Here is a 26,005-nt window from a genome sequence, read left to right on the forward strand (position 1 = left end):
AAACCAACGAAAACACCGTCCGGCAGGGGCGGTGTTCGTTGCCGTTGTGCAGGTATCTGCGAGCCTACTTGCCGGAATCGAGATAAGGAATCAATCCCGAAGCGATGACTTGATGTCCTCGATCATTGGGGTGGATCGGCATGAAACCGCTCAAGGCGTCTTCGACCTTGCCTTCCCGGTAGCCGTAGATCAAGCTTGCTTGCCGGCCTTCAAACCACTTATGCGCGGGCGCGATCGAGACGCGGTGGCGGCGGGCGACTTCCATTGTCGTCTGATTGAGCGCGCGGATTCCGGCAACCGCGATCGAGCTGTTCGGGAAAGGATTGTACTGCGTGAAGCAGATGATGCGAGCGCGGCTTGTTTTTTCCAGATGGCCTAGAATCTGGCTCAAATTTTGCCGATAGTTGGAGAGAGCTTGTTGAATGGCGGGCGGATTGCGGGTCGCGACCGAAGCCAAGGCGGCATCCGCCATATCGACCCCTCCGATCCATACCGAGACGATGCCGGAGCGGCTGATGCCCGGATTGCCTTTCACGGCACGCCATAAATCCTCGCTGGTCCAGCCGGGCCTGGCAACGACATTCCCGACGACCTTGCGGGTGCGCGAGCTCAAGGATGCGACGGCCAGTCGAGGATAGGACCTCGCGAATGAAGAGGCGTTTTCCCCGAATGTAATGGAGTCGCCGAGAGCGGTATACAGCATAGTTTCCATCACCTTACCTGTTCATATTCGTATGCTTGCCAAACGGCTATGCGGCTCGAATAAATCTGTGCGTCCATAGGATAGGATATTTTGTTGCCGCATAGGTTGCTTGGACATTGCGGCCGAATTGTTCCGGAGGCTCCATGGAATCTAGCTGAGGATAAAAAAAATCCATTCATTGCCGCGGGGGGCCGTCGAAGTTGTCTAAGGAACCGTTTGCAGAGCTTGTGAAGCAGTTGGAAGTAAAATCGCGTTCCATTCCAAAAGGGTACCGGCTCAAGGTGCTGGGGATGGTAGGAGTCGGATTCGCGCCCATGTCTATAGAGGCATCGCGGCCAAATTCCTGATGCGGGCCATCGCCAGCAAGAGCGCCGGCAAGATCCGGCTCCGGCTCGCTCTGTGTCCGGCAGATCGGTTCTGTCGCCGGTGTGCATGATGGGTGACGGAAGACCCGGCTGTCGGCCGAGCCGTCCTCTCAAGTAAAAGTCCCCGCTGCCTTTGGCAGCAGGGGCTTTTCTTTTTGGCAACCGAGGTCAGGATCCACCGGACGAGGAAGCATCGGGAGAAGCCGCCTGAGCGCCGTCAGCACCGCGGGGAAACCGCCAGGCCACCGGCAGCGCCAGCAGGACAACGGCGATCAGCAGTCCGATCGCAGCCAGCCGGCGGCCCAGCAGCAGCTGCGCGGCGACGGTCAGCACAACGCCGCCGAGATTGCCGAACAGGAGCAGCAGGCCGGCGATGGTGCCGGCTTCGTTCAGCGGAGCGCGGCTCTCCGCGGAGGAGAGGATGACGGGCAGGCTGGCCAGCAGCAGGAAGCCGGCCGCCGCGAACAAGACGATGAACAGCCACAGCGGAGGACCCCAGGCGAGCGCGGCAAGCGCCGCCGCGCTCATGAGCAGGGACGCCAGCAGCGTCAGCCGCGCCCTGCTGCCGGAAGAGGCCCATCCCGGAAGGAGAGCGGCACCCAGGATGCCGGCCAGCGTCATCGCGCCGATGCCGATGCCGACCTCCTTGGAGCCGATGCCGACCGGAAGGGACAGAACCTCCAGCCAGGTCGTGATGGTGACGAACATGCCGAATCCGGCAAAAAGAATGAGGCCGTAGAGCCGAACCCATGGCTGCGACCAGACGGAGCGGACTGCGGCGAAGGCGCTGGCGGGCACGGCCGTCTCGCTGTAGAGCGCAGGAATCCGGAGCGCCCAGAGCATGGCTCCTCCCGCGGCGACCGCGATGGCCGCCTGGACCCGATGCACGGAGGAGAGGCCTCCCCACTCCAGCAGCCAGGGGGCGCTCACGGTCGAGACCAGGATGCCGACGAAGAGGCTGGCCGTGCCGGCTGCGATTGCGGCGGACCTTTTGGACGGCTCCGCGTACAGCCCGGCCAGCTTGTTGACAGCATTCAGGACGAGCGGCTGGCCGATCGATACGACGATCTGGCCGGCCAGCGCCCAGCTGTAGCCGGGAACCAGCCGGAGCAGGGCGCCGGCCGCCGTGGCCAAAGCCCCGGCAGCAAGCGAGTGCTTGAAGCGCCGATCCGCCCAATAGCCGAACGGCAGGGCCAGGACAATATAGAGAAGAGGGAATACCTGGGCCAGCCAGCCTACGGCGTCGACGGAGACGCCCCAGGCTGCGGCCGAAGCTGTCGTGATCGGCGTATAGGTCACCCACAGGAGCTGAGTGGCTGCAGCCAGCAAGGAATACGCGGCGATGACGGACCAGCGGCTTTTGCCCTTCCATCCGGCCTTGTCAGAGACGGATGCCGTTGCGGCAACGGAAGCGGCCGAATCCGTTCCCTTCGGCCGGGCAGAGGAGGAATCCGGATTTTTCACGGGCTGCACCGTCCTTTTCGATCCATGCCTATCTGGAAAGCTATTCGCTCGCGAGCGGCTTTATCCTTTAGTGGTGAGGAAATAGATCCTCTTTTTGGAAACGTTCCCGTTCGGACCCTTCTAAGGCCGCTCGGCCGCTCCGGAAGCGCCGGAAAGGGAGGGAGGCTGAGCCGGATAGAGCCGCTTCCGTTTCGACTGCTGCTCCAGCACCTGCATCATCCCCCGCATGATGCTTGGCGTCTCCTGGCAGGCATGCGGAGGATGGGCTAGATTGCATGTTTCCAGCGGATCGCTGGTCAAGTTGTACAGCTCGAATTCGTCCGGGACCGGCTTGGTTTTGATCTGCTTGACCCATGCGGAATACGTTCCGCCGCAAGCCCTGTCACCGACGGGCTGCATCGTTTCGTCCTGTATCCCGGGCTCGCTCCAGAATTGAGTGTTGTCGAAATACCGGGAGAGCTTCCATATTTCCTTGGCGTTCTGTCCTTGCACTGCCGCGAGCACGGTCTCGATATGGTTGGGCTGGACAACGGACGGATAGGGCACTCCGAGCGGATTGACTTGATGCTGGCCTCGGGTCGCATCGTCATCAGTCATGAAATAGATCGGCTCATCCCCTGCCGCGCCTTCATCCTGCCCACGGATCAAGGGAGCGAGGTCGCGTCCGACGAGCGGCCGCGCCTCGCTGAATCTCGTCTGCAGCCGCTGCCGGATCGCGGCCATATCCGCATTCGCGAGTCCCAGCATCGTCGGCAGGAGATCGACATGGCTGGTCAGGGCATGGATATCCCGATGCTCGGGAATGAGCCGTTTATGATGAATGACCAAGGGAACGTGAAGCATCTCTTCATAGGCGCAGTAGAATTTCTGATGGAGGTTGCCGTGCGCGCCGAGCAGATCCCCATGATCGGACGTGAAAATGACGATGGTATTGTCATCGAACGATGAACGGACGAGGGCGTCCATCACTTTGGCCATCTGGAGGTCGGCGTTTTTTTGGAGCTGGTAATACAGCTGTCGATAGAAGGGATTGTCGATGATGGGCTGCAAGGCTCGAGGGTAGATATCCCGATAGCTGGCCTGACAGCGCGGCTTGGCGGCCAGAGACTCGTTCAGGGTCGGAGGAGGGGCGACCGGCGGCATCGGCTCCACCTTGAAGCTGAAGTCAGGCAGCTGCGCGGCTAGAGCGCCATACAAGACGATATCATGGGGATTCACGAAGGAGGCGACGATCAGCCAGGGCTCCATCTCCTCCTTGCCGTCCTTGCAGCGGTCGAGCGCTTCGATGAGCTCGGCGGCCTCCGTACCGTATACCTCGTCGCGGCCGCTCAACCCGAATGCGGCGGAAGAAGCGGAATTCCGGGGATTCTTCCCGTGCGGCTCCGGCCCGATCCAGCTGGAGAAGCCGTAGCTCTCCAAGCGGCGGGCATCGGCGTACAGCTGCTCCTGCTCCGGATCCGGCACTCCTGTCGACGGATCATAGCTGGGGAGGCTTTTATGGGTGCCGGGAATGGTGATGTCGGCGTTTGAAATATGCCACTTTCCCTTGTAATAGGTCTGGTAGCCGGCTTCGCGGAAGTAATTGCCCATCGTAGGCACCGTATTGCTGTTCAGCCAATACATATCGGAGTCGAACGCGCTCTTCGCGATGCCGTCCGTCTGGCTGACTCCGTGGAGGGACGGATAATGGCCGGTAAACAAGGTGGCGCGGCTGGGACAGCATGCCGTGCTTCCGATATAATGCCGGTGGAATTCCAGCCCGTTGGCCTTCAAAGACTCCTGGACCACGAGATTTTGCTTGCGCCAGGCTTTGATTTCCTCTTTTTCATAAATCGGAGGGTACCGCTCCTCGTCGACGAGAAGGACGAGGAAATTGGGTCTGTCGGTGGAACGGGAAGGCAAGGGAGCTTCTTTCATCGCATCCACATCCTAGGTTGGGTTTTGTCATTCAGACTATGCCGGAAGGCCGGGAAACAGTCGCGGGCCGGCATTCTGTGCGCAGGGCGGAAACCCGGGTTAGGCCGCTTCCTCCAACCGCATCCTGTACAACCGGCTTCAGCCGCCGTTCGGCGCGGTCTTATTTCTCCTCCATCCGCCATATACATGTTCCATGGGTACTTGTACATCGGATCGGGGGAGGAAGGGAATGGGAATCGCGATCATCGCCGCGCTTGCGGCTGCATGGGCGGCCGGCTTTGTATTGTTCCGCAGGAACAGGGTTCCGGGCGCGGCTCGCTCTTTCCTTTTCGAGGGGAAGCTCTCGGTCATCATTCCGGCCCGGAACGAAGAAACCAATCTGCCGCATCTGCTCCAATCTCTCCGGCATCAGAGCTGCCTCCCCTTCGAGGTCATCGTCGTGGACGACGGGTCGGAGGACGGGACGCGGGCCATTGCGGAGAGCTTCGGAGCGAAGGTCGTTGTCAACGAGCCTTTGCCGCCCGGCTGGACGGGCAAGAACTGGGCGGTATGGAACGGATACCGGCATTGCGAGGGCGACCATATCGCCTTTCTCGATGCGGATGTCCGGCTCTCCCCCCATGCGCTGGAAGACCTGCTGGCCGCCAGGGAGCGGGAAGGAGGGGCCGTATCGGTCGTGCCTTACCATGAGACGGGCAAAACCTACGAGAGGCTGGCGCTGATTCCCAATCTGCTGGGCCTGTTCGCGTTTACTTCTCCCATGGAAAGGGGCAACCCGGACAAGGGCTTTTATGGCTCGTGCATTCTGGTCAAGCGGGAGGAATACGAACGGGCGAAAGGCCATGAGGGCGTGCGTTCCGAGGTGATGGACGATCTGAGGCTGGGCGCGAAGTTCGTTCAGGCCGGCATCCCGGTCACGAATTACATCGGCAAGGGAGCCGTATCGTTCCGCATGTATCCGGACGGCATCCGCAGCCAGCTGCAGGGCTTCGCCAAAGGAGCGATTCTCGGCACGAGCAAGCTGAGCCCTTGGACGACGCTGCTTGTCGCGCTCTGGCTCATCGGCCTGCTGGCATCGGAGGCGGCTCCATTTCTGCTCGGAACGTCTCTGGCGCTGCCCTTGGCGATCGGGTATGTGATGTACACGGCGCAGCTGTTCGCTTTCCTCCGCTGCACGGGAAGGTTCGGCGTGTGGATGCCGGCGGTTCATATGCTGAGCACGGTCTTTTTCGTCTTTGTCATGCTGTACTCGGTGTACCAGGTGGCGTTCTTCGGAAGCGTAGCCTGGAAGGGCCGGCAGGTTGCGGTAAGGAGGCGCGGCGAGCGATGATGCGGCTGCTGATATGGACGGCGGGCTCATTCCTCTCCGGCTCGCTGATGTTCTCCTATTGGCTCGGATTGCTGGCGAAGCATGACCTGAAGGAAAAGGGAGACGGAAACCCGGGCGCATTGAACTTGTGGAGAGCGGCCGGATATGGATACGGACTGGCGGGAATCGCGCTGGATTTCCTCAAAGGTTACCTGCCGGTATTCGCTCTGCTTCGTTGGGGAGGCCTGACCGGCTACGGCCTTGTTTATCCGGCGGCGGCCGCCGTGCTCGGCCATATGTTTTCGCCCTTTGCCGGCTGGCGGGGAGGCAAGGCGATCGCGGTCACGTTCGGGGTGTGGAGCGCGCTGACGGGCTTTCAGGCTTCGCTTGCTTATGCCGTCATTCTGGCTTTGCTGCTGGCCGGTTTCCGGCGGATCGGCAAAGGCAAGCCATCCTCGTCTTCCTCGGACGGCTTTCAGGTGGTGGCGGGGATGCTTCTGCTTTTGCTTTTTTTGCTTCTCTGCCGCTACTCCGCGGAGCTGGTCGTGTTCTCGGGCGTGAATTTCCTGCTGCTGGCCTATGCGCATCGGAAGGAGCTGCGGCGGTATTTAAGACGATTCGAGAGGGCGCAGAAATAATCGGAAATGAGGATATATGGCTAGAACTTATCGGGCGGAAGGGCGTCAGCTTGCCAACTTGTTGAGAGGGATTTTCGTGCTTGGAGGACTGATGCTGTATTTCAGCATTCCCGGTCTTCATTGGGGTTTCTTCTTTGGAATCGTCCTTGCTTCCGTACTCTTCGCAGAAATTATCGGGACCGTGTGGACATCCAAGCGCCGTTCAGCGAAGCGGACCCATCGGAAGGACGCGGTCAGCAGCCCCAGAGCCGACGTCTCCTCCAAGAAGCTTTCCGATCATGAGCTTATTCGGGCGGACATGGAGAGTCTTTCGGGGACTGATTTCGAACGGCTTATGGAACTCTACTATACAGCTCAGGGCTACACGGTCCAAAGAGTGGGAGGATCCGGCGATCATGAGGTTGATTTGATTCTGAAAGGCAAGGAAGGATACAAAATCGCGGTGCAGTGCAAACGGTGGAAGCGCGACGTCGGGAACGACATCGTCCTGCGGCTCAAAGCGGGGAAGCAGGTTCATGGATGCTATGATGCCTGGATCGTAACGACCAGCAACTTTACGAGAGCGGCAAAGGAAGCGGCCGAAAGGCTAAATATCAAACTGATCAACGGATTGATCTTGCAGGACAAGCTGACGAAATGGAAGAAGAGTCTCCGGTAATGGTCTTGTACTAAATCTCAGCCTGGAAGCTTCGAGGCAACCATTTTGTATTCTCCATTATTGGCCAACAAAGCTGGCCCCGCAGTCTTGCGACTGCGGGGCCAGCTTTGTTAGGGCTTCAAATAACCCAGGAAAATATGCTTCAGGATCTGAAGCTGCTCGGCGGGATCCAGGTCCTGCTCGACGACCAGGATGTTCTTCTGCAGGGAAAGCTTGCGGGCGAGCAGAGCGAAAGTGTTCATGACCGTACTCAAGGTTTCGGGAATCGGCAAGTCTGTGCGCATCGATCCATCCTGCTTGCCCTGCTCGACGATGATGGCGAACACACCGGAGATCTGCCGGTAGACGGCGTTGAACACGCCGATATCGTCCAGCGGCTCAGTGAACTGGGCCGCGTAGCTCTCGAAGTTCTCCAGCAGCTTGACGCTGGAGCTGTCCTTGCGCTCCAGCAGCTTGATGGAGCTGTCGAAGAGGATTTCGAGCTTGCGCAGGCTTGTCTCCTGCATGGCCGCAACGGCAATGAACTCTTGCAGCACCTCCTCCAGCATTTTGGTGGCGACTGCGACAACGAGCTTCTCTTTTTTCGGAAAAAAACGGAATACGGTTGCAACGCCTATACACGCCTCGGTGGCGACATCCTGCATGGTGGACTTGTCGATTCCTTTTCTCGTAAACACTTGCTCCGCTGCATCGATGACGGCTTGGAGGCGCCGCTGCCTCGTTTCTGGGTTCATGTTTTCGGTCTGCCGCTCCCGTCGTCCTTTTATTCTCGTATTATAGCGCTCCGCCATTTTTGCGACAACGTTGTCAAGGAAGGCGGGATATGCTACGATGATTCCGGAAATGATAGTTATGCTATCATTTTTGTCCGAAGGGAGGACGGCATGCGGAAAGCTCGCTCTCCTTTCTTTATGACAGCGCTTACTTTTTTTTGGCGATGCCTCCTGCCCTTTCGGACCTGTCGCCCATTATCCAATTGAACGGAGAGAGATGAGCCATGCCAGCGAAGAAACCAGCTCAGTGGGATCACGAGGTCGATGTTGTCGTCATGGGAACGGGGGGAGCGGCGCTAACGGCCGCGCTTGCGGCTGCCGATCAAGGCGCCGAGGTGCTCATTCTCGAGAAAACGCATCAGATTGGAGGCACGACCGCTTTTTCCGGCGGCATCCCATGGATTCCGCTCAACCGCTACATGATGGAGGCAGGCGCCGGCGATACCCGCGAGGACGCGCTGACGTATATCCGCCGCCTGACCGGAGGCAAGGAGCCGGATGCGGATCTGCTCGAGGTGTATGTGGACAACGGCTGCAAAATGATCGACTACATGCACGAGAACACACCGCTGCGATTCGCGGTTCCGATGTCCTATCCTTCCTATTACGGGCATCTGCCCGGAGCCAAGAGCGGACGTTCGCTCGATCCGCTTCCATTCGATCTGAACGAGATCGGCGAGTGGGGCGCGCTGATCCGCCAGAATCCGATCTTCCCGCCGCTTACGCTGGAGGAAGGCGGAGCCATCGGAGGCGTCGACTTCGGCAAAATCGCCGAACGGATGGAAAACAACATCGTGACGATGGGCCGCTCCCTGATCGCTTCGATGTTCAAGGGCGTCCTGGACCGCGGCATCGAAACCTGGCTGGAGACGCCGGGCAAGGAGCTGGTGCTGGACGATGCGGGCGAGGTCATCGGCATCGTTGCAGAGCGGGAGGGCAAGCCTTGCTTGATCGGAACGCGCAAAGGCGTCGTGATCGCATCGGGAGGCTTCGAATGGAACAAGGAGCTCGTCAAGACGTTCCTGAAAGGCGACATCACGCATCCGCTCTCTCCGGCAGGCAACGATGGAGACGGCCTTGTCATGGCGATGGAGGCTGGAGCCGCTCTCGGCAACATGAGCGAGGCCTGGTGGTACCCGGCCATGCAAGATCCTACCTTCGAATACGAGGACCGCGTGATGAATCAGCTGGGAGGCGGCCGGTTCGGCCCGAACAGCATCATCGTCAACCGCCGCGGCAAGCGGTTTGTCCATGAGGGAACGGCCTACAACGACATGCCGAAGTCGTTCTACGAGTATGATCCGGTCGCTCTCGAATGGCCGAATGAAGCCCCTGTGTGGATGATCTTCGACCAGCAGCTCAAGGACAGCACGATGATCATCACGATGATGCCGGGCGAGGACACCCCGGAGTGGGTGAACCAGGCGGGCAGCATCCGCGAGCTGGCGGAGCAGATCGGCGTGGACGCGGAGGCTCTGGAGGCTACGGTCAGCCGCTACAACGAGAACGCGAAGCAGGGAGTAGATCCCGACTTCCACCGCGGAACGACCTTCTTCGAAAACTTCGGCGCCGGCGGCGGCACGCCCGAGGCCAATCTCGGCCCGATCGAGAAGGCTCCGTTCTACGCGCTGCCGATCTATGCCGGATCGCTCGGCACGAACGGCGGTCCAAAAATCAACGCGGACGGCCAGGTCATCAGCCTGCGAGGCAAGCCGATCCCGGGCTTGTACGCTGCCGGCAATGCGGCCATGGGCGTCATGGGACAAGCCTATCTCAGCGCCGGGGGCACGATCGGCCCGGCTATGACCTTCGGCTACCTGGCCGGCATCGCCGTCGGCAATTCCCAACCAAGGAACATCTAGAGCGCCGCACTATTTATTCAGAAAGCAGAGGAATCTCATATGCCAAACGGTACTCATCAGGTAATCATTCCCGTCTCCATCGACGTGATCTGGACATTCGTCAGCGACATGGACAAGTGGGCTCCGCTCGTGCCCGGCTATATCGGTCATGAGATTCTGAACGACCGCCAGTCCACCTGGTCGTTCAAGGGCGATCTCGGCTTCATGAAGAAGACCGTCAAGCTGAGGATCGACATCAAGGAATGGATCGAGCCGACCAAGGTCACCTTCGACCTCACCGGCTTGTCCGATAATTTCTCCGGCAACGGCTACTTCGAGGCGGAGGAGCAAGGCGCCGCCGGCACCCGGATGACCGGATATCTGGATATTACGGCCAAGGGAGCCATGGGGCCGATGATCAACAGCATCATGAAGAGCTTCGTGCCGAAGACGGCCCAAGAGCTGACATCCGCGATCGCGGTCAGGATTGCGGAACTCAACAACGTCCGGGCGTAAGGGATCCAACGAACCATAGGGGCTGTTCCGTTCGTCGCGAAAGCGGCTAAGGACAGCCCGTTTGATTTCCTGATCATGAACCGGCTGAGATAGGCATCAATAGGGAAATTTGCTATGATGGACCCGAGCGTCTGAACTTTGAGACCGGACAACTCCCGCCGGGAGGAAGCTGTTTTTCCTATTTGAGAGCGCTTACTAATCCAACGAGAAGGAAGAGTGATAGCCTTGCCAGACGCGTCGCATTCAGTTGAAGTGCCGGTATCCATTCAAGACGCATGGAGCTTTGCCAGCGATATGGACAAGTGGATGCCGCTGATGCCCGGTTATATCGAGCATGAGCTGCTCAGCGGCAGCGAAGCGCTCTGGACGTTCAAGGGCGATCTCGGCTTCACGAAAAAAATCATCAAGCTGAAGATCGACATCACCGGCCGGACCGAGCCGTCCAGGCTGTCCTTTCAGATCGACGGCGTCTCCGACAGCGTCGGCGGCGAAGGATATTTCGAAGCCTCGGCGCTTGGCGACGGGCTTACCCGGCTGACGGGCCATCTGGACATCTCCGGCAAGGGAGCGATGGGGTTCATGATGAACGGAGTCATGAAGACGTTTGTGCCCCAGACCGTCGAGGAGCTGACGCAGGCTGTCGCCGCCAAGCTTGTGGAATCTCCGCCTATCCCGTCCTGAAAAACGCTGCGCCACGTTCACGCTTCGTTACTTGCACGTCTCAAGAGTCCAATCGGCGCTCTATTCATCTGTTCATAGACAACCGCAGGATCCTCCGGCGCCCTTTCAGGGCGCTTTTTTGGCTTTGCCGCAGACGAGGCTGTAGCGGCGGCCGTAAGCGGAGGCATAACGGACGATGCGGCGGATGGCTGTCTGATCGTCCAGCTTGGTGAACGGGCATGGATCCGGCCGCGTGTTGACCTCGAGAATCCACGGCTTCAGCTTGCGGTCGACAGCGATGTCGAGGCCGAGCTCGTTCATGGCCGGGTAGGCGCGGCCGAATTCGGCCGCCGTCAGCAGCGCCAGCCGGTTCATCCGCCGCAGCAGCCGGATCGTGCCGGACTTGCCGGCAGCGGGATGAAGCACAGCCTGCGGCGTGTAGATCGTTCCGCCCTGGCTGCCGTTGGAGACGATTTTGCCCGGGCTGGCGACGCGGGCGGCCGTGCCGGTGCATTGCCAGCGGCCGGCAGGATTCCGCTGGATCATGATGCGGAAGTCGAACGGCCGTCCGTCATGCTTGAGCATGCGGATGCCCTTCTGAACGAGATAACGTCTGGAACCGGCTTGCCGCCTCAGCGACGGGAACAAGGAGGATACGGACTTGAAGGCGAAGATGCTCTGGCCGCTTTGGTAACGGCAGCCTTCGCCGCTTTTCTCTACGCGCATGACCCCGATTCCCATCGAGCCGGTATCGGGTTTCACATAGACCATCCCGTAGCGGCCCAGCATCGAGGCGAGCGTGGCGCGGCTCAGCCGGCGGGTAGCCGGAATATGCTTCCTCAGCTCGGCGCTGCGCAGCAGGAGGACGGTTTTGGCCATTTTGCTGGACACGGCTTGAACGCCGCTCCTGTTTCGCTTGCTCCCCGGAGCGGATCTCCTGCTCTTCCGTTTGGCTTTGCTGCTGATTTGTGTTGCATCGCGGTTTCTGGCTGTCTTCATTCCGGCTTTCCCCCTCAGGCAGAGGCTCTATTCTTCTATTCTATGTAGGCGCCGTCAGCCGGGTATGGGCATCTGCCTCTTTGCGGCCAGCGAGCGGCGGCCCCGATGAGCGGCGGCCCCGATGAGCGGCAAACCCGGACAGCCGGTTAACCCGGACTGTCGGCCATAACCCGGCACTTGAAGGCAGCCCGCAAGCCGAATCACCCCAGCGGAGGAATGGGCATACGATATAGCGGCAATGTGGGCACATGGATGAGGCGGGAGGATATGCATATGGACACTTCGGGCGGCAGGCGGGAAATCGCCGAAAGGATGAGGCGGCGTTTTCCCTGGCTAGACGGACTTATCGTCTCCGGCTCAGGGAGGCGGGCAGGAATATCGGACGGGGCGGAGCTTCCGCTTGTGACGTCGTCCGTTCTCGAGCGGTTTTATTACACAGACGGCAATCCTCTGGCCTTGCAGCCGGAGCTTCGCCGCTACCGGACGTCGGGAACGAGCTCGGGCCGCCGCAAGACGATCTATTACTCGGAGCAGGACGAAGCCGGCTATCTGCGGGTGAAGCTGGACGTCTTCCGGGACATTCTGGAGCCGTACGGGTACAAGACGGCCGTATCGGACATGGGGACCGGCCATGCGGAAGCGACGGCGGCCGAGGTGTTCCGGCAGCTGGGCATGACGGCGGAGTCCCTGTCCTTCCGGCTGCCGATCCGGCAGCAGATCGAGTCGCTGGAGCGGCTGCGGCCGGAGGTGCTGTATACGATGCCCTCCATCCTGGATCGGCTGCTGGCTGCGGCCGGCGAGCCGGCGGCGCTCGGCATCCGCCATGTCGTCCTTGTCGGCGAGACGGCGTCGCCGGGATGGCGGAGCCAGGCCGCGCAGCGGCTTGGAATCGGCGAAGACAGAATCACGGATACGTACGGATCGATCGAGATCGGCACGATCGCCTCGTATTCGCATCGGTGCGGCCGTTATCTCCTGGCGGATGGAATCATCGCCGAAGGGGTAAGCGCCGAAGAGCTTGGCGAGGGACTCCCGCCGCTATCCGACGGGGAGCAGGTGCTCGTGCTGACCTCGTCCATCCGCGACGCCTTTCCTGCGCTTCGCTATGTGACGTATGACGTCGTGCGCGATCTCAGGACGATCGACGTGGAGGGCGTGCCCCGGCAGAGCTTCCACAGCCTCGTGAAGCGGATCGGACCGGATCTCAAGCATGGAGAGAAGATCAGCATCTACGACATCGAGGATACGGTCTGCCGGCATCTCGGCAGCGCCAGCGTCCGCGTCCAGGTCCAAGGGAACTCGCTGCGGATCGCGGTCGACAGCGGTCAGGGAAGCGATGCCGCGCTTGAGCTTATCCGGCAGGAGCTGGAGGAGCGCAATCCCGACATCGGGACGATGATCCGCAGCGGCATCCTGGGCGGAATTCAGGTCGTCCGGGAGTCCTTGGACGACGCCGGAGAGCAGGGCTCGGTCAAGAACAAAAAAATCCATTATGGGCAAGGAGAATCCGGATGAAGCTGGATGGAGGCATTGCGGACATCATCGGATCAACGCCGCTCGTCCGGCTGGACCGGCTGTTCCGGGGCGAGCCGTTCGCAGTATTCGGCAAGCTGGAGGGCATGAACCCCGGCGGCAGCTCCAAGGACCGTCCGGCTCTCCATATGCTCCGGGAAGCCATCCGGCGCGGCGACGTGACCGAGAGGAGCACGGTCATCGAATCGAGCTCAGGCAATCTGGCGATCAGCCTGGCCCAGCTGTGCCGTTACTTGGGCATACGCTTCATCTGCGTCGTCGATCCTCGGACGACCGACGCGCACAAGGAGATCATCCGGAGCTTCGGGGGAGAGATCGAGCTGGTCGCGCGTCCCGATGCAGCGACGGGGGAATTCCTGCCGGCGCGGATCGCCAGGGTCAAGGAACTGCTCGCGCAGCTTCCGGAAGCCTACTGGACGAACCAGTACGGAAATCCCGACAACGCCCGTTCGCATCAGGAGACGACGATGAAGGAGATCGGGGACGCGCTCGGGAAGGTCGACTATCTGTTTTGCGGGGTCAGCTCCTGCGGAACGATCCGCGGCTGCGCCGATCATATCCGCAGCAGAGGCTGGACGACGAAGGTCGTCGCGGTAGACGCGGAGGGCAGCATCCTGTTCGGGGGCACGGGAGGGCCGCGCAAGCTCCCCGGCCTCGGAGCGGCTGTCGTGCCGGAGCTGCACGGCGGCGAGCTGGCGGATATCGTCGTCAAGGTAACGGATGCCGACTGCGTCGGGGGCTGCCGGGAGCTGGTCCGGGCGGAGGCGATTTTGGCGGGAGCGTCCTCCGGGGGCGTCGTGGCGGCGGTGCGGCGCCTCGCCCGCAGCATTCCGGCCGGCTCCATATGCGCGGCCATCCTGCCGGACAGAGGCGAACGGTATATGAGCTCGGTATATGACGACGAGTGGGTGAGGCGGGAGCTCGGCATCGATCCGGATGCCTGGAACAGGGGGGATTAGGCATGCTCTATCTCAATGACAGCCACATCCGCGAAGCCGGGGTGGATTGGGAGAAGCTGACCGGCATCGCGGAGGATGCCGTGCGGGCGATGGATCACGGGGAATACGCCGCTCCGCTCAAGACTTATCTCCGGTTTCCCGAACCGGGCAACCGGATCATCGCGACGCCGGCCTATCTGGGCGGACCTCATCCGCTGGCAGGCATCAAATGGATCGCCGGATTTCCCGGCAACATCAAGAACGGCCAGCCGCGGGCGCATAATGCGATCGTTCTGAACGATTCGGAGAACGGCCTGCCGCTCGCCTTCCTCCGGTGCAATCTGCTCAACGGCCTGCGCGCGGCCGCAGTGAGCGGCATCATGCTCCGGGCTTATGCCGGCTCGAGGCCGGATCGGGACATCCGGCTCGGCATCATCGGCTGGGGCCCGATCGGCCGCCTGCATCTCGACATGTGCGCCGCCTTGCTCGGGAGCCGCCTGAAGGAAGTCATGCTGTACGATCTGCGGGACATCGATATGCAGACCGTGCCGGATAATGCGCGCGGAATGACAGCGGTCGCGGCGGATTGGCGGGAGCTTTGCCGCCGGTCCAACGTGATCGCCACATGCACGGTATCGGCGGAGCGGTACATCGACGAGCCGCCTGCTCCGGGCTCGCTGCTGCTGAACGTATCGCTGCGGGATTTCAGGCCGGAGGGCGTCGCCGGCATCCGCGCCGTCTTCGTGGACGACTGGCGGGAGGTATGCCGCGAGAACACGGACATCGAGCGGCTTCATCTCCGGCACGGACTCCAGGAAGAGGATGTCCGGACGCTTGCGGATCTCGTCTGCCGGGACGCCTTGGCCGAATTTCCGGGAGAGACCGTATTTTTCAACCCGATGGGCCTGGGCATATTCGATATCGCGATCGCCGGGCATTATTACAGGGAAGCAATGAAGCTGGGACTGGGCATCGAATTGCCGTGAAGGCTGGGGATGGCCGTTGGCGGTGGGGCCGTACGGCAGGGGAACAGGCCGGCAACGGCGAGCATCGGCCCTAGAAGAGCAGCCAGGGCTTCGCGGATCCATTTCAAAATCGGGGTGCTGGTATAGGTGGGGGGGCTATGGTAAACTGGAAATCAAAAAGGGCGTGATGCCATGGATGAGCTCCAGCAGGATACGAACAAGCATGAATCATGCGAGGCGGACGGACGCAAAAGCCATCACTCCGAGAAAACCAAAAGCAATCTCATCAGCCGCCTCAACCGGATCGAGGGCCAGGTCCGCGGTCTCAAGGGCTTGATCGAGAAGGATGTCTATTGCGACGATGTCCTCAATCAGATCTCTTCGGTCCAGTCCGCCCTGAATGGCGTGGGCAGGCTGCTTCTGGAGCATCATATGAAGAGCTGCGTCATCGAGCGCATCCAGGACGGCGAGAGCGAGGTCATCGACGAGCTTCTGGTCACCATCAACAAATTGATGAAATAACCGGGATTCGAGAGAATCCTTTTCTATGGCCTTCAATATAGGGGTGGGGGGTATAAGTTTTGATTGACTGAATATAGGGTAGAGGGGTATAGTAAGCGTAAGAATAAGGCCGCTGAATGATGGCAATAAAGGAACTAAGCGAGGTGTCCGCAAGTGGAAGCATCCAAACAGGCTAAGGAGCAAACGTCGCTGCAGCTGACCGGCATGACCTGCGCGGCTTGCGCGAACCGGATCGAGAAAGGCCTGAACAGGCTGGAGGGCGTCGCGGAAGCGAACGTGAACTTCGCTCTGGAAAGAGCGACGGTGACCTACGATCCCGATCAGGTGACCGTGCCGCAGCTGCAGCAGACGATCCGCAAGCTCGGATACGATACCGCCATGCAGACAGCGGATCTCCAGCTCGTCGGCATGTACTGCGCGGCCTGCGCCGTGCGCATCGAGAAGACGCTGAACAAAACGCCGGGCGTGACCGGGGCGGCCGTGAACTTCGCTCTCGAGAGCGCAAGGGTGGAATACAATCCGGCGGCCGTATCGGTCGCGGACCTCCAAGCGAGAGTAGCCAAGCTGGGCTATGAGGCCATCCCGAGGCAGGAGGTCGCCGATCCATCTCAGCTCCGGCAGCAAGCCGTCGCCCGCCAGAAGCGCAAGCTGCTCCTGTCGGCGATTCTCTCGCTCCCGCTGCTGTGGTCGATGGCGGCACACTTCTCCTTCCTGTCCTGGATCCCGATGCCGGAGCTGTTCATGAATCCGTGGTTCCAGCTTGCGCTGGCGACGCCGGTCCAATTCTACATCGGCAGGCAGTTTTACGCGGGGGCCTTCAAAGCCCTTCGCAACCGGAGCGCCAATATGGACGTTCTGGTGTCCCTCGGCACTTCGGCGGCTTACTTCTACAGCGTTTATTTGACCGTCGAATGGGCGCGGATGGGCGGCATGGCTCATCATGGTCCGCAGATGTATTACGAGACAAGCGCCGTGCTCATCACGCTCGTCCTTCTCGGCAAGCTGTTCGAGTCGCTGGCCAAGGGCCGCACTTCCGAAGCGATCAAGACGCTGATGGGGCTGCAAGCCAAGACGGCGCTGGTCATCCGGGACGGAGCCGAGACGACGGTCGCGTTCGAGGAAGTGCTCGCTGGCGACATCGTCGTCGTGAAGCCGGGCGAGAAGGTTCCGGTCGACGGCGAAGTGCTGGAAGGCAGCTCCTCCATCGACGAATCGATGCTGACGGGAGAGAGCATTCCGGTGGAGAAGAGGGCCGGAGACCTCGTCATCGGCGCGACGATCAACAAGAACGGACGGCTGAAGATCAGGGCGACCAAGGTCGGCAAAGAAACGGCGCTGGCCCGGATCATCAAGGTCGTCGAGGAAGCGCAAGGCTCCAAAGCCCCGATCCAGCGGGTTGCGGACGTCATTTCCGGCATTTTCGTGCCGATTGTCGTCGGCATCGCCGTCATGGCATTCCTGGTATGGTATGTCTGGGCAACACCCGGCAATTTCGCCGAAGCGCTGGAGAAGGCTATCGCCATCCTCGTCATCGCCTGCCCCTGCGCCCTCGGCCTGGCGACGCCTACGTCCATCATGGCGGGCTCCGGCCGCGCCGCAGAGCTGGGCGTCCTGTTCAAGGGCGGCGAGCATTTGGAGTCCACCCATAAGATCGACGCCGTCATCCTCGACAAGACGGGCACCGTGACGAAGGGCATGCCGGAGCTGACGGATGTCGTCGTCGCCGGCCACATGGAGGAGCGGGAGTTCCTCCGTCTCGTCGGAGCCGCGGAGAAGAGCTCGGAGCATCCGCTTGCGGAAGCGATCGTCTCGGGGATCGAGGCGCGCGGAATTCCCATCCCGGCCGCCGTCGAGTTCGAGGCGATCCCGGGCTACGGCATCCGGGCGGTCGTGGAAGGGCATGAGATTCTGGCCGGAACGCGCAGGCTTATGGAGAGGCGCGGCATCTCCGCCGATGAGGCCATGGCCTCGATGGAGAGGCTGGAGGAAGAGGGCAAGACGGCGATGCTGATCGCGGCGGACGGGCGGTATGCGGGCCTGGTCGCGGCGGCGGATACGATCAAGGAAACGTCGGCTGCGGCGGTGGCGCGGCTGAAGGCGATGGGCATCGAGGTCATCATGATGACCGGCGACAACGAGCGCACGGCCCTAGCCGTCGCCAGGCAGGCGGGAATCGACCAGGTCCGGGCCGAGGTGCTGCCGGAGGGCAAGGCCGAGGAAGTGAAAAGGCTGCAGGCCGATGGCAAAAAGGTCGCGATGGTCGGAGACGGCATCAACGACGCCCCCGCGCTTGCCGCGGCGGATATCGGAATGGCCATCGGCACCGGAACGGATGTGGCGATGGAAGCCGCCGACGTCACGCTCATGCGCGGCGATCTGAACAGCATCGCCGACGCGATCGCCATGAGCCGCCGGACGATGGGCAACATCCGCCAGAATCTGTTCTGGGCGCTCGGCTACAATACGCTCGGCATCCCGGTGGCCGCTCTTGGCCTGCTGGCTCCATGGATCGCCGGAGCGGCGATGGCGCTCAGCTCCGTCTCGGTCGTGCTGAACGCCCTTCGCCTGCAGCGGATGAAGGTGTAGAGCCGGCGGCGCGACGGGACGAATGCAAGGACGCAGCCAATTCGGATGAATGGAACTTTCGCAGAAAGGATTGAATCGATGATGAAACGGTTGAAGCTGGCAGCCATGCTGGTCGTCGCGGCCGCCTTTCTGTCCGCTTGCGGCTCCAAGACGGTCCACCAAGAGGGAGGCCATGGCTCGATGAATATGGAGCCCGAGCAGAACGCCCACGGCTCGATGAATATGAATATGAATATGGGGCAGGAGCACAATGCTCATGGCTCGTCCGACGCTTCCGCCGGACATGCCCATGAAGGCGGCGAAGGGGAAGGGGCGGCCGCCGAGGCCTCCGATGTGAAGGCCGAGTGGACGCTGGCGGGCGGCGGCCAGCCGGAGGCGAGGCGGGAGACGCTCATCCGGGTCGCCATCACAAGCGGCGGCAAGCCGGTCGAGCAGTTCGACACCGCCCATGAGCAGAAGCAGCATATGATCATCGTGAGCAAGGATCTGTCTTACTTCAGCCATATCCATCCGGAGTACAAGGGCGGAGGCGTCTTTGAGATCGCGACGGAATTTCCGGCCGGCGGAGAGTACAAGCTGATCGCGGACTTCGTGCCGGCGGGCGGCAGCGCGATGAGCAGGATGCAGGGGGTGTCCATAGGCGGAGCGGCGGATAAGGCCAAGCCGATCGAGCCGGACGGCGATCTGACCCAGGTCGTCGACGGCAACGAGATCGCCCTCTCCATCGAAGGCCTGGCCGCCGGGAAGGAAGCCATGCTTACGTATACGATTGCGGACGCCCGGACCGAAAAGCCGGTCACGGACCTGCAGCCCTATCTGGGCGCGGTCGGCCATGTCGTCATCCTGACTGCCGACGCGGAGAGCTACCTGCATGTGCATCCGATGGACGAGAAGGCATCCGGGCCTGAAGCCCGGTTCATGACGACGTTCCCGAAAAGCGGGATCTACAAAATATGGGGCCAGTTCAAGCGCGGCGGCGAAGTGTTCACCGTGCCGTTCGTCATCAAGGTTCCTTGACGCCGGAGATTTTTGACTCCGAGCCCGGATTCCACTTGAGGAATTCCGGGCTTTTTTGCATGCAGGGGCGGTCGTTCGGCCATCCGGACTCTATTATCATGTATAATAGGCGGATACATACTGCCTGACAGGGGGACCTTGCTTCCTATGCCATCTTCCACCCGAGCCCCGATCCGCAACGTCGGCATCTTCGCCCATGTCGACGCGGGCAAAACGACGACAACGGAACACATCTTATACGAAAGCGGACGGATCCGCGCCCTCGGAAGCGTGGATGCGGGCACCGCGCAGACCGATTCGCTCGACGTGGAGCGGGAGCGGGGAATATCGGTGCGCGCGGCGTCGACGCGGTTCGTCCACCGGGGCGTGCAGGTCAACCTCGTCGACACTCCGGGCCATGTCGATTTCCTCTCGGAGGTGGAGCGCTCGCTGCGCGTGATGGACGGCGCCGTGCTGGTCGTGTCCGCGGTGGAAGGCGTGCAGTCGCAGACCGAGGTTATCTGGCAGGCTCTGCGCAGCCTGAAGATTCCGACCGTATTCTTCATCAACAAGCTGGATCGCATTGGAGCGAATCCGCTGGAGGCTCTTGCGGGCATCCGCAGGCTGCTGACCGCCGGAGCGGTCCCTGTCCAGGCGCCGCATGGGCTGGAGGAGCATTTTACCGGCAGCGCCGAGCTGCTGCCGGAGCCGGGCGGCCTTGCAGGAGGCGGAGCGGGCGACTTGTCCGACGATCAGCGGCGGTATTGGGAGCTGCTGACGGAAACGGTCGCCGAGAGCCGCGAGGACCTGCTGGAGCGCTATTTGGAGCAGGGCGGGCTGCAAGCCGGAGAACTGGCCGAACGGCTTGCAGCCGGCGCCGCCGGGGCAGAGCTGTTCCCCGTGCTGTTCGGGGCGGCGAGCCGCGGCATCGGCATCGCGGCCCTTATGGACGCCATCGTCAGATGGCTGCCCGAGGCCGGCGGAGACAGCGGCGGAGCGGTATCCGGCCTCGTGTTCAAGCTGGAGAAGGATGCCGCGATGGGACGGATCGCCTACGTGCGTCTCTATGGCGGCACGCTGCGCAACCGTGATTCCGTCTACAACATGACCCAGGACATCCAGGAGAAGATTACCCAGATCCGGATCGTCGACATGCGCAAGTCCGAGGACGCCGGCATTCTGGAGGCGGGCGACGTGGCGGCGGTATACGGCCTCAGCCGGGCGCGCATCGGGGATATTCTGGGCACGGACGCGGAAGTTCCGGGGAGCCTGCGGATGGCCGTGCCGCTGCTGACGGTGCAGGCGCGCTGGAAGAACGAGGCCGAGTATCCGAAGGTGGTGGCCGCTTTCCAGGAGCTGGCCGACGAGGACCCGCTGCTCGATCTCCAGTGGATTCCGGAGGATCGGGAGCTGCATCTGAAGGTCATGGGTCCGATCCAGATCGAAGTGCTGGCTTCCGTCGCCAGAAGCCGGTTCGGGCTCGATGTCTCCTTCGACCCGCCATCGGTCATCTACAAGGAGACGCCGGCGTCAGCCGGAGAAGGCTTCGTCGCTTATACGATGCCCAAGCCCTGCTGGGCGATACTCCGGTTCCGCATCGAGCCGGCCCCGCGCGGCAGCGGCTTGCAGTATCGTTCCCTGGCCAAGCCGGAGCGGCTGCTCGGCAGCTATCAGAACGAGGTCGAGCGGCGCGTTCCCGAGGCGCTCCAGCAAGGGCTGCGCGGCTGGGAAGTCACCGACCTCGGCGTGACGCTGCTGGAAGGGGAGCATCATGTATGGCATACGCATCCGCTGGACTTCGTGGTCGCCACCCCTATGGGAATCATGGACGGCCTTGCGAATGTCGGGACCAGGCTGCTGGAGCCGCTGCTGAGCTTCCGCTTGTCCGTGCCGGAGGAGTTCGGCGGCAAGCTGATGAACGAGCTCATCGCGATGCGCGGGGAGTTCGAGCCGCCTGTGCTGAGCGGCGGGCGCATGGAGCTGGAAGGCTTGCTGCCGGTCGCCACCTCCCTGGACTTCCCGGCCCGGCTCGGGTCGCTGACCAAAGGCCGCGGCACGCTGTCCGCCGCCTTTTCGGGATACCGGGAGGCGCCGGCCGACGTTCAGGCGGAGCGCAAGCGCCGCGGCGCGAATCCGCTGGATCAGTCCCGGTACATCCTCGCCGTCCGCAATGCGCTGACGCAGCAGGGCTGACGGCAGCAGCCCGCGGTCACGGACCGGAGAAGGCGGTTTCGGCAGGCGGCAAGGCCCGGCCGCCCGGCTTTGCCTACGGCCCAAGCCCGCGGCAGCCTGGGAAGAAGCGCGCAGGAAAGCCGGCCCAAGCCGATTTCTTCATTTTCCGCAAATTTACAAATCAAAGCTTTGCTATCTGCGATTAGGTGTGTTATACTTAACAAATCGTATATGAGACGTTAAGGGTCACGTATTTGAAGGGGCCGCTTTCGCTGCCTTTTCCGATGGGTGATCTTTTTAAGATCATACATGCAAATAAACATTTTGGAGGTAACACAAATGCAAACAGGTACAGTTAAATGGTTCAACGCAGAAAAAGGTTTCGGTTTCATCGAAGTTGAGGGCGGCGAAGACGTATTCGTACACTTCAGCGCTATCACGGGCGAAGGCTTCAAAACTCTTGACGAAGGCCAACGCGTTGAATTCAACGTTGTTCAAGGCCAACGCGGTCTGCAAGCTGCAGACGTAGTAAAAGTATACTAATCATCGCCAGCGCCCTGCTAGATGCAGGGCCTTTTTGTTAGATTCATAGAGGAGGAGGTAGTGTTTCCATGTACTATTCCCGAAAGAAGACGCAAGAAGAACTGCCCACCGAGATGACCCCCGTCTGGACTTGTTCCAAAGACGGCTGCAATGGATGGATGCGGAAGGATTACGCTTTCGAGCAAGAGCCGGTCTGCTCCATCTGTTCTTCTCCGATGACCTCGGGCATGCGAGACCTACCCGTCCTTATGGAATCGACCAGCGCCCTGCAGGCGGCCAAGAAAAAAGCGGCTGCCAGCCAGCAGGAAACATAGGGATTCGGCAGCGATGCCGCAATGAGGAGACCCGATATCCGTCGGGTCTTTTTTTGCATGCAGGACTAAGAGCTTCTGGAGGGACGGCCATGGACTTTCGATTGGCGGAAGAGAAGGATTATGCGGCGGTGGCCGCATTGAACAAGCAAGTATTCGAATTTCACGCGGATGCCAGACCGGACCTGCATCGCAAGGTGGAAGGCCAGTTCACCCGGGCCGTCTACGAAGGATGGCTGAACGACGGGGCGATGGACGTCATGGTCCTGGAAGGCGACGGCGGGAGCCTGCTTGGATATGCCGCCCTCGAGTGGCAGGAAGCCCCGGACAGACCGGTGTTCCAGCCGAGGAAAACGGTGTTCATCCGGGATCTGGTCGTGAACGAGGAGCATCGCGGACTCGGTCTCGGCTCCAGGCTGATGGAGCAGGTCATCCTCTACGCCCGCGGCAGGGGCGCCGATGCGGTCGATCTCAACGTTTTCGAGTGCAACCCTTCGGCTATCCGCTTCTATGAACGGCAGGGGTTCCGGACCAAGACCCGGATCATGGAGTTCATTCTGGAGCAGCGGGACAAATGAATGAAGGCGAGACAGCCTCCGAATTTTTTTCGGAGGCTGTCTTTTTTTGTTCCGCTCGCTCCTTGCGATAGGCAGCAGGCGCAGGCGCCAGGCTTCGGGCAAGCCATCGGGCTAGCCATCACAATCCGCGATTGACACTGATCCCCATCTGGGCGTACGATACCAGAAAACTAATTCCAACTAAGCGCATGCGGAATGTGAGGAAAAGGGGCCGGTCAAATGAACATCGAGAATATCGAGGCGTTTGTTTATGTCCATCACTACGGCAGCTTCAACAAGGCTGCCGAGGCCTTGTATTTGTCGCAGCCCTCGGTGACGGCCCGCATCCAGACGCTTGAACGCGAGCTGGACAGCCGTCTCTTCGACCGCCAAGCCAAGCAGATCGCGCTGACCGAGAAGGGGAAGCAGTTCCTTCCTTACGCGCAGCAGATTCTCCAGACGTTCCGCAAGGGCAAGCTCCATATCCAGCAGAGGCGGACGCTGCCGGGAGAGCTGCGGATCGGAAGCACGGTGTCCGTATCGAATTATTTGATTCCCGACTTGCTGCCGCTCCTGCAGGAACGTTTCCCCCGGCTGACATTCAAGCTGACGACGGGAACATCCGACGAGCTGGCGGCCAAGCTGCTGGACAAGGAGCTGGATCTCGCCTTTGTCCGCAGGCTCGCCCATCCCTCCCTGCAATCCTTTCCCCTTTACGAGGATCCCATCAAGCTGTACGTGCATGAAGACCACCCTTTCGCCGGCAGAGGCGTCATTCCGATCGAGGAGATCGGCTCGCAGAAGCTGATCTTCTTTGAATGCGGCTCCCTGGACTGGCAGCGGGTCCATCGCGTCTTCGAAAGCCTGGAGCATCCCCCCGACATCGTATTCCAAGCCGATAATTCCGAGACAGCCAAAAAGCTGGTCATGCACCGTGCCGGCATCTGTTTCCTGCCGGGCATCTGCGTCCGCCGCGAAGTCGGCGAAGGCCGCCTGATTCCCGTCGATGTCAAGGAAATCGCGGGCATCTCCCTTCATACAAGCCTCATCGCGCCCAGCGGAGAGAACATCGAGATCGTGGAAGCGATCCGGGGGTTCCGTCCGCTGCTGGAGCTGTAGCCGCCGTTCCCATCGCCGGAGGAAGAGGCGGCTCCAGACGCTGGAGCAAGAGACGGCTCCAGACCGCTGACATGCTGTCCCTACGCCGGAGCAAAAGCCGTCTCCGTCGCCGAAGCAAAAGCCGTCTCCGTCGCCGAAGCAAAAGCCGTCTCCAGACGTCTTCGGCCTTCCTTTCCTGGCACCGCAGAATCCATGGGTTCCTTCAAGCGCGCCCACCCCTCCGTCAACGGGGCCACAGCATTCGTCTGGACCTTGCTCCTGGCGCCGAGGCCTGTCCTTCGGCGAGCCAGCTGCTGCTTCGGCACTTTCTATCGACGAATAGATCTTCTCTATTAGCCGTCGCGGGCAGACGATGGTACAGTGGAACAAACACAATCCTTACTAAATGCATGGGAATTATCAATTATCAATTTGCCGGCAGGAGGAGAAGTCCATGGGGGAAATATACCGCAAAGCCGTCAAGCGGGACGCTCAGCGTCTCCAGGAGGTCGTTTATGGAGCTTATGCGCAGATCCGCGAGCTCGAGCTCCGCTGGCCGGCTGCGCATGCGGATCTGAAGCTGATCGAAGCCAACATCGAGGCCAATGACTGTTACGTGCTGGAGCTGGACGGAGTGATCGCCGCGACGATCACGCTGAACAGAGAGCCTTTGCCGGAATCGTTCGGGAGGCTTCCATTCCTGAAATGGTTCGCGGCGGCCCCAGAATTCCAGGGTACGGGGCTGGGAGGCAGGCTGCTGGATTGGGTGGAGAAGCAGATCATACGCGATGGGCTGCACGAGCCTGCCGTGACGCTGGCGACCGCCGAGAAGCATCCATGGCTGCTCTCCATGTATGAGCGCCGCGGCTACAAGCGGTTCCAGGCGTTCGATTCCGGCAACGGCGACGGCACGATGCATCTGCTGCGCAAGGAAGTCGGGTCCGCCTTCGAGCCTGTCTGAGCTGCAAGCTGAGCGCCGCTCGATGACAGACGTGGAGACCGGCACGGTCAGCTTGATTCGCCTTCAAGCCGATTCGCCCGATAGCCATTCCGATTTCGACTGTCCATAAGGGGGAGGGGGATTTTATCATGAAAAAGAAAACGGCCGGCGTAGCCGCCGCCATCCTGCTGACGCTGCTGCTGGCGGCTTGCGGAGCCAAAGAAAACGGTGCGGAGGGGGCCAAGGCCGCATCCGCAGGCCAGGAGACCTCCGCGCCGGTGAAGAAGATCGTCGTCGGCACGGGAACCCAATTTCCGAAAGTATGCTTTATCGATGAGAACGGCAAGCTGACCGGCTTCGACGTGGAGCTGGTGCGCGAGATCGACAAGCGGCTGCCCCAGTATGAGTTCGAGTTCCAGACGATGGAGTTCAAGAGCATTCTGCTGAGCCTGGACGCGAGGAAAATCGATTTTGCCGCCCATGAGTTCGAGAAGAATCCGGAGCGGGAAGAAAAATATCTGTTCAACAAGGTTCCTTACGCCCACTGGCGCAACAAGATCATCGTCGCCAAGGACAACAACGACCCCATTGAGTCGCTCGACGACCTGAAGGGCAAGAAGTTCATTGCCGGGGCGACAAGCGCGGAAGCCCAGATCCTGCTCAACTACAACAAGGAGCATGGCGATGCGCTCAAGATCGTCTACTCCAGCGGCGCAGCCAACGATACCGTGAGCCAGATTACGACGGGCCGCGTGGACGCGGCTGTCGGAGCGGACTTCTCCCTGTCGCTCATCGATCCGCAGCGCAAGCTCAAGACGGTAGGCAAGCCGCTCAGCGAAGCGGATATCCTGTTCGTCTTCCGCAAGGGCGAGCCGGAGTCGCAGAAGCTGTCCGACGACATCGACAAGGCGCTGGAGGAAGTGAAGGCCGACGGAACGCTGGCCAAGCTCAGCGAGCAATGGCTTGGTGGCGACTTTACGGAGGACAGCGCGAGCAAGTAA

General features: G+C 61.0%; 24 protein-coding genes. 19 read left to right on the forward strand and 5 right to left on the reverse strand.

Going from position 1 to position 26,005, the window contains the following annotated elements; translation table 11 throughout:
- Positions 1 to 64 precede the first annotated feature (64 nt).
- From CIC07_RS01555 to CIC07_RS01565, 3 genes are all read right to left on the reverse strand, one after another.
- Entirely contained in the window at positions 65 to 703 is a 639-nt protein-coding gene (locus CIC07_RS01555; protein ID WP_076359079.1) for an SGNH/GDSL hydrolase family protein, read from the reverse strand.
- 533 nt (positions 704 to 1,236) lie between these two features.
- Positions 1,237 to 2,532 (reverse strand): MFS transporter, encoded by a 1,296-nt coding sequence (locus tag CIC07_RS01560; RefSeq protein WP_157741992.1) that lies wholly within the window; start codon positions 2,530 to 2,532, stop codon positions 1,237 to 1,239.
- Between the two features lie 120 nt (positions 2,533 to 2,652).
- Positions 2,653 to 4,449, reverse strand: coding sequence for a sulfatase family protein (locus CIC07_RS01565; protein WP_076359078.1), 1,797 nt, complete (start codon positions 4,447 to 4,449; stop codon positions 2,653 to 2,655).
- A gap of 229 nt (positions 4,450 to 4,678) precedes the next feature.
- Here CIC07_RS01565 and CIC07_RS01570 point away from each other — a divergent pair, with 229 nt between their 5' ends.
- Genes CIC07_RS01570 through CIC07_RS01580 form a run of 3 tightly spaced genes read left to right on the forward strand, consistent with a single transcriptional unit; the run spans position 4,679 to position 7,054 of the window.
- Complete coding sequence (locus tag CIC07_RS01570; RefSeq protein ID WP_076359077.1) at positions 4,679 to 5,779, forward strand: glycosyltransferase family 2 protein; 1,101 nt, start codon at positions 4,679 to 4,681, stop codon at positions 5,777 to 5,779.
- Positions 5,776 to 6,396: a glycerol-3-phosphate acyltransferase gene (locus CIC07_RS01575; protein ID WP_234993062.1), complete on the forward strand. Its 621-nt coding sequence runs from the start codon at positions 5,776 to 5,778 to the stop codon at positions 6,394 to 6,396. The genes CIC07_RS01570 and CIC07_RS01575 overlap by 4 nt, the downstream gene beginning before the upstream one ends.
- Positions 6,397 to 6,412: 16 nt before the next feature.
- Complete coding sequence (locus CIC07_RS01580; protein WP_076359076.1) at positions 6,413 to 7,054, forward strand: restriction endonuclease; 642 nt, start codon at positions 6,413 to 6,415, stop codon at positions 7,052 to 7,054.
- 110 nt (positions 7,055 to 7,164) lie between these two features.
- Here the strand turns inward: CIC07_RS01580 and CIC07_RS01585 are convergent, their stop codons facing one another.
- Positions 7,165 to 7,788, reverse strand: a complete 624-nt coding sequence (locus tag CIC07_RS01585; protein WP_076359075.1) for a TetR/AcrR family transcriptional regulator — start codon at positions 7,786 to 7,788, stop codon at positions 7,165 to 7,167.
- 263 nt (positions 7,789 to 8,051) lie between these two features.
- Here CIC07_RS01585 and CIC07_RS01590 point away from each other — a divergent pair, with 263 nt between their 5' ends.
- The 3 genes from CIC07_RS01590 (at position 8,052) to CIC07_RS01600 (ending at position 10,865) form a co-directional block, all read left to right on the forward strand.
- A complete protein-coding gene (locus CIC07_RS01590) occupies positions 8,052 to 9,689 on the forward strand; it encodes an FAD-binding protein (RefSeq protein WP_076359074.1) in 1,638 nt (545 codons plus the stop codon).
- A gap of 39 nt (positions 9,690 to 9,728) precedes the next feature.
- The gene (locus CIC07_RS01595) at positions 9,729 to 10,184 is read left to right on the forward strand and encodes an SRPBCC family protein (RefSeq protein ID WP_076359073.1); all 456 of its coding nucleotides are present in this window, start codon (positions 9,729 to 9,731) and stop codon (positions 10,182 to 10,184) included.
- Positions 10,185 to 10,409: 225 nt separating this feature from the next.
- Positions 10,410 to 10,865 (forward strand): SRPBCC family protein, encoded by a 456-nt coding sequence (locus CIC07_RS01600; protein ID WP_076359072.1) that lies wholly within the window; start codon positions 10,410 to 10,412, stop codon positions 10,863 to 10,865.
- A 105-nt stretch (positions 10,866 to 10,970) separates the two neighbouring features.
- On the opposite strand, the gene CIC07_RS01605 is transcribed toward CIC07_RS01600, so the two are convergent.
- On the reverse strand, positions 10,971 to 11,735 hold the full coding sequence (locus tag CIC07_RS01605) for a YheC/YheD family protein (RefSeq protein ID WP_234993061.1): 765 nt from the start codon (positions 11,733 to 11,735) through the stop codon (positions 10,971 to 10,973).
- A 381-nt stretch (positions 11,736 to 12,116) separates the two neighbouring features.
- On the opposite strand from CIC07_RS01605, the gene CIC07_RS01610 reads away from it, so the two are divergent.
- The 13 genes from CIC07_RS01610 (at position 12,117) to CIC07_RS01670 (ending at position 26,005) form a co-directional block, all read left to right on the forward strand.
- A complete protein-coding gene (locus CIC07_RS01610) occupies positions 12,117 to 13,358 on the forward strand; it encodes a phenylacetate--CoA ligase family protein (protein ID WP_076359071.1) in 1,242 nt (413 codons plus the stop codon).
- The gene (gene sbnA / locus CIC07_RS01615; protein ID WP_076359070.1) at positions 13,355 to 14,335 is read left to right on the forward strand and encodes a 2,3-diaminopropionate biosynthesis protein SbnA; all 981 of its coding nucleotides are present in this window, start codon (positions 13,355 to 13,357) and stop codon (positions 14,333 to 14,335) included. The genes CIC07_RS01610 and sbnA overlap by 4 nt, the downstream gene beginning before the upstream one ends.
- A gap of 2 nt (positions 14,336 to 14,337) precedes the next feature.
- A complete protein-coding gene (locus CIC07_RS01620) occupies positions 14,338 to 15,300 on the forward strand; it encodes a 2,3-diaminopropionate biosynthesis protein SbnB (RefSeq protein ID WP_076359069.1) in 963 nt (320 codons plus the stop codon).
- A gap of 171 nt (positions 15,301 to 15,471) precedes the next feature.
- Entirely contained in the window at positions 15,472 to 15,801 is a 330-nt protein-coding gene (locus tag CIC07_RS01625) for a metal-sensitive transcriptional regulator (protein ID WP_021878103.1), read from the forward strand.
- A 204-nt stretch (positions 15,802 to 16,005) separates the two neighbouring features.
- The gene (locus tag CIC07_RS01630; protein ID WP_234993069.1) at positions 16,006 to 18,387 is read left to right on the forward strand and encodes a heavy metal translocating P-type ATPase; all 2,382 of its coding nucleotides are present in this window, start codon (positions 16,006 to 16,008) and stop codon (positions 18,385 to 18,387) included.
- A gap of 78 nt (positions 18,388 to 18,465) precedes the next feature.
- Positions 18,466 to 19,404, forward strand: coding sequence for a DUF8832 domain-containing protein (locus CIC07_RS01635; RefSeq protein ID WP_083688613.1), 939 nt, complete (start codon positions 18,466 to 18,468; stop codon positions 19,402 to 19,404).
- A 147-nt stretch (positions 19,405 to 19,551) separates the two neighbouring features.
- On the forward strand, positions 19,552 to 21,576 hold the full coding sequence (locus CIC07_RS01640; RefSeq protein ID WP_076359067.1) for an elongation factor G: 2,025 nt from the start codon (positions 19,552 to 19,554) through the stop codon (positions 21,574 to 21,576).
- A 318-nt stretch (positions 21,577 to 21,894) separates the two neighbouring features.
- Positions 21,895 to 22,098: a cold-shock protein gene (locus tag CIC07_RS01645; RefSeq protein WP_048744382.1), complete on the forward strand. Its 204-nt coding sequence runs from the start codon at positions 21,895 to 21,897 to the stop codon at positions 22,096 to 22,098.
- A gap of 68 nt (positions 22,099 to 22,166) precedes the next feature.
- Positions 22,167 to 22,412 carry a cold-shock protein gene (locus CIC07_RS01650; protein WP_048744384.1) on the forward strand — a complete coding sequence of 82 codons (246 nt, stop codon included), beginning with the start codon at positions 22,167 to 22,169 and terminating at the stop codon, positions 22,410 to 22,412.
- Between the two features lie 89 nt (positions 22,413 to 22,501).
- On the forward strand, positions 22,502 to 22,987 hold the full coding sequence (locus CIC07_RS01655; RefSeq protein ID WP_076359066.1) for a GNAT family N-acetyltransferase: 486 nt from the start codon (positions 22,502 to 22,504) through the stop codon (positions 22,985 to 22,987).
- A 219-nt stretch (positions 22,988 to 23,206) separates the two neighbouring features.
- Positions 23,207 to 24,085: a LysR family transcriptional regulator gene (locus CIC07_RS01660; protein ID WP_076359065.1), complete on the forward strand. Its 879-nt coding sequence runs from the start codon at positions 23,207 to 23,209 to the stop codon at positions 24,083 to 24,085.
- Between the two features lie 433 nt (positions 24,086 to 24,518).
- Positions 24,519 to 25,025, forward strand: coding sequence for a GNAT family N-acetyltransferase (locus tag CIC07_RS01665; protein ID WP_076359064.1), 507 nt, complete (start codon positions 24,519 to 24,521; stop codon positions 25,023 to 25,025).
- A gap of 128 nt (positions 25,026 to 25,153) precedes the next feature.
- Positions 25,154 to 26,005, forward strand: coding sequence for a transporter substrate-binding domain-containing protein (locus tag CIC07_RS01670; RefSeq protein ID WP_076359063.1), 852 nt, complete (start codon positions 25,154 to 25,156; stop codon positions 26,003 to 26,005).

Source organism: Paenibacillus sp. RUD330 (assembly GCF_002243345.2).
Classification (GTDB): Bacteria; Bacillota; Bacilli; order Paenibacillales; family Paenibacillaceae; genus Paenibacillus_O.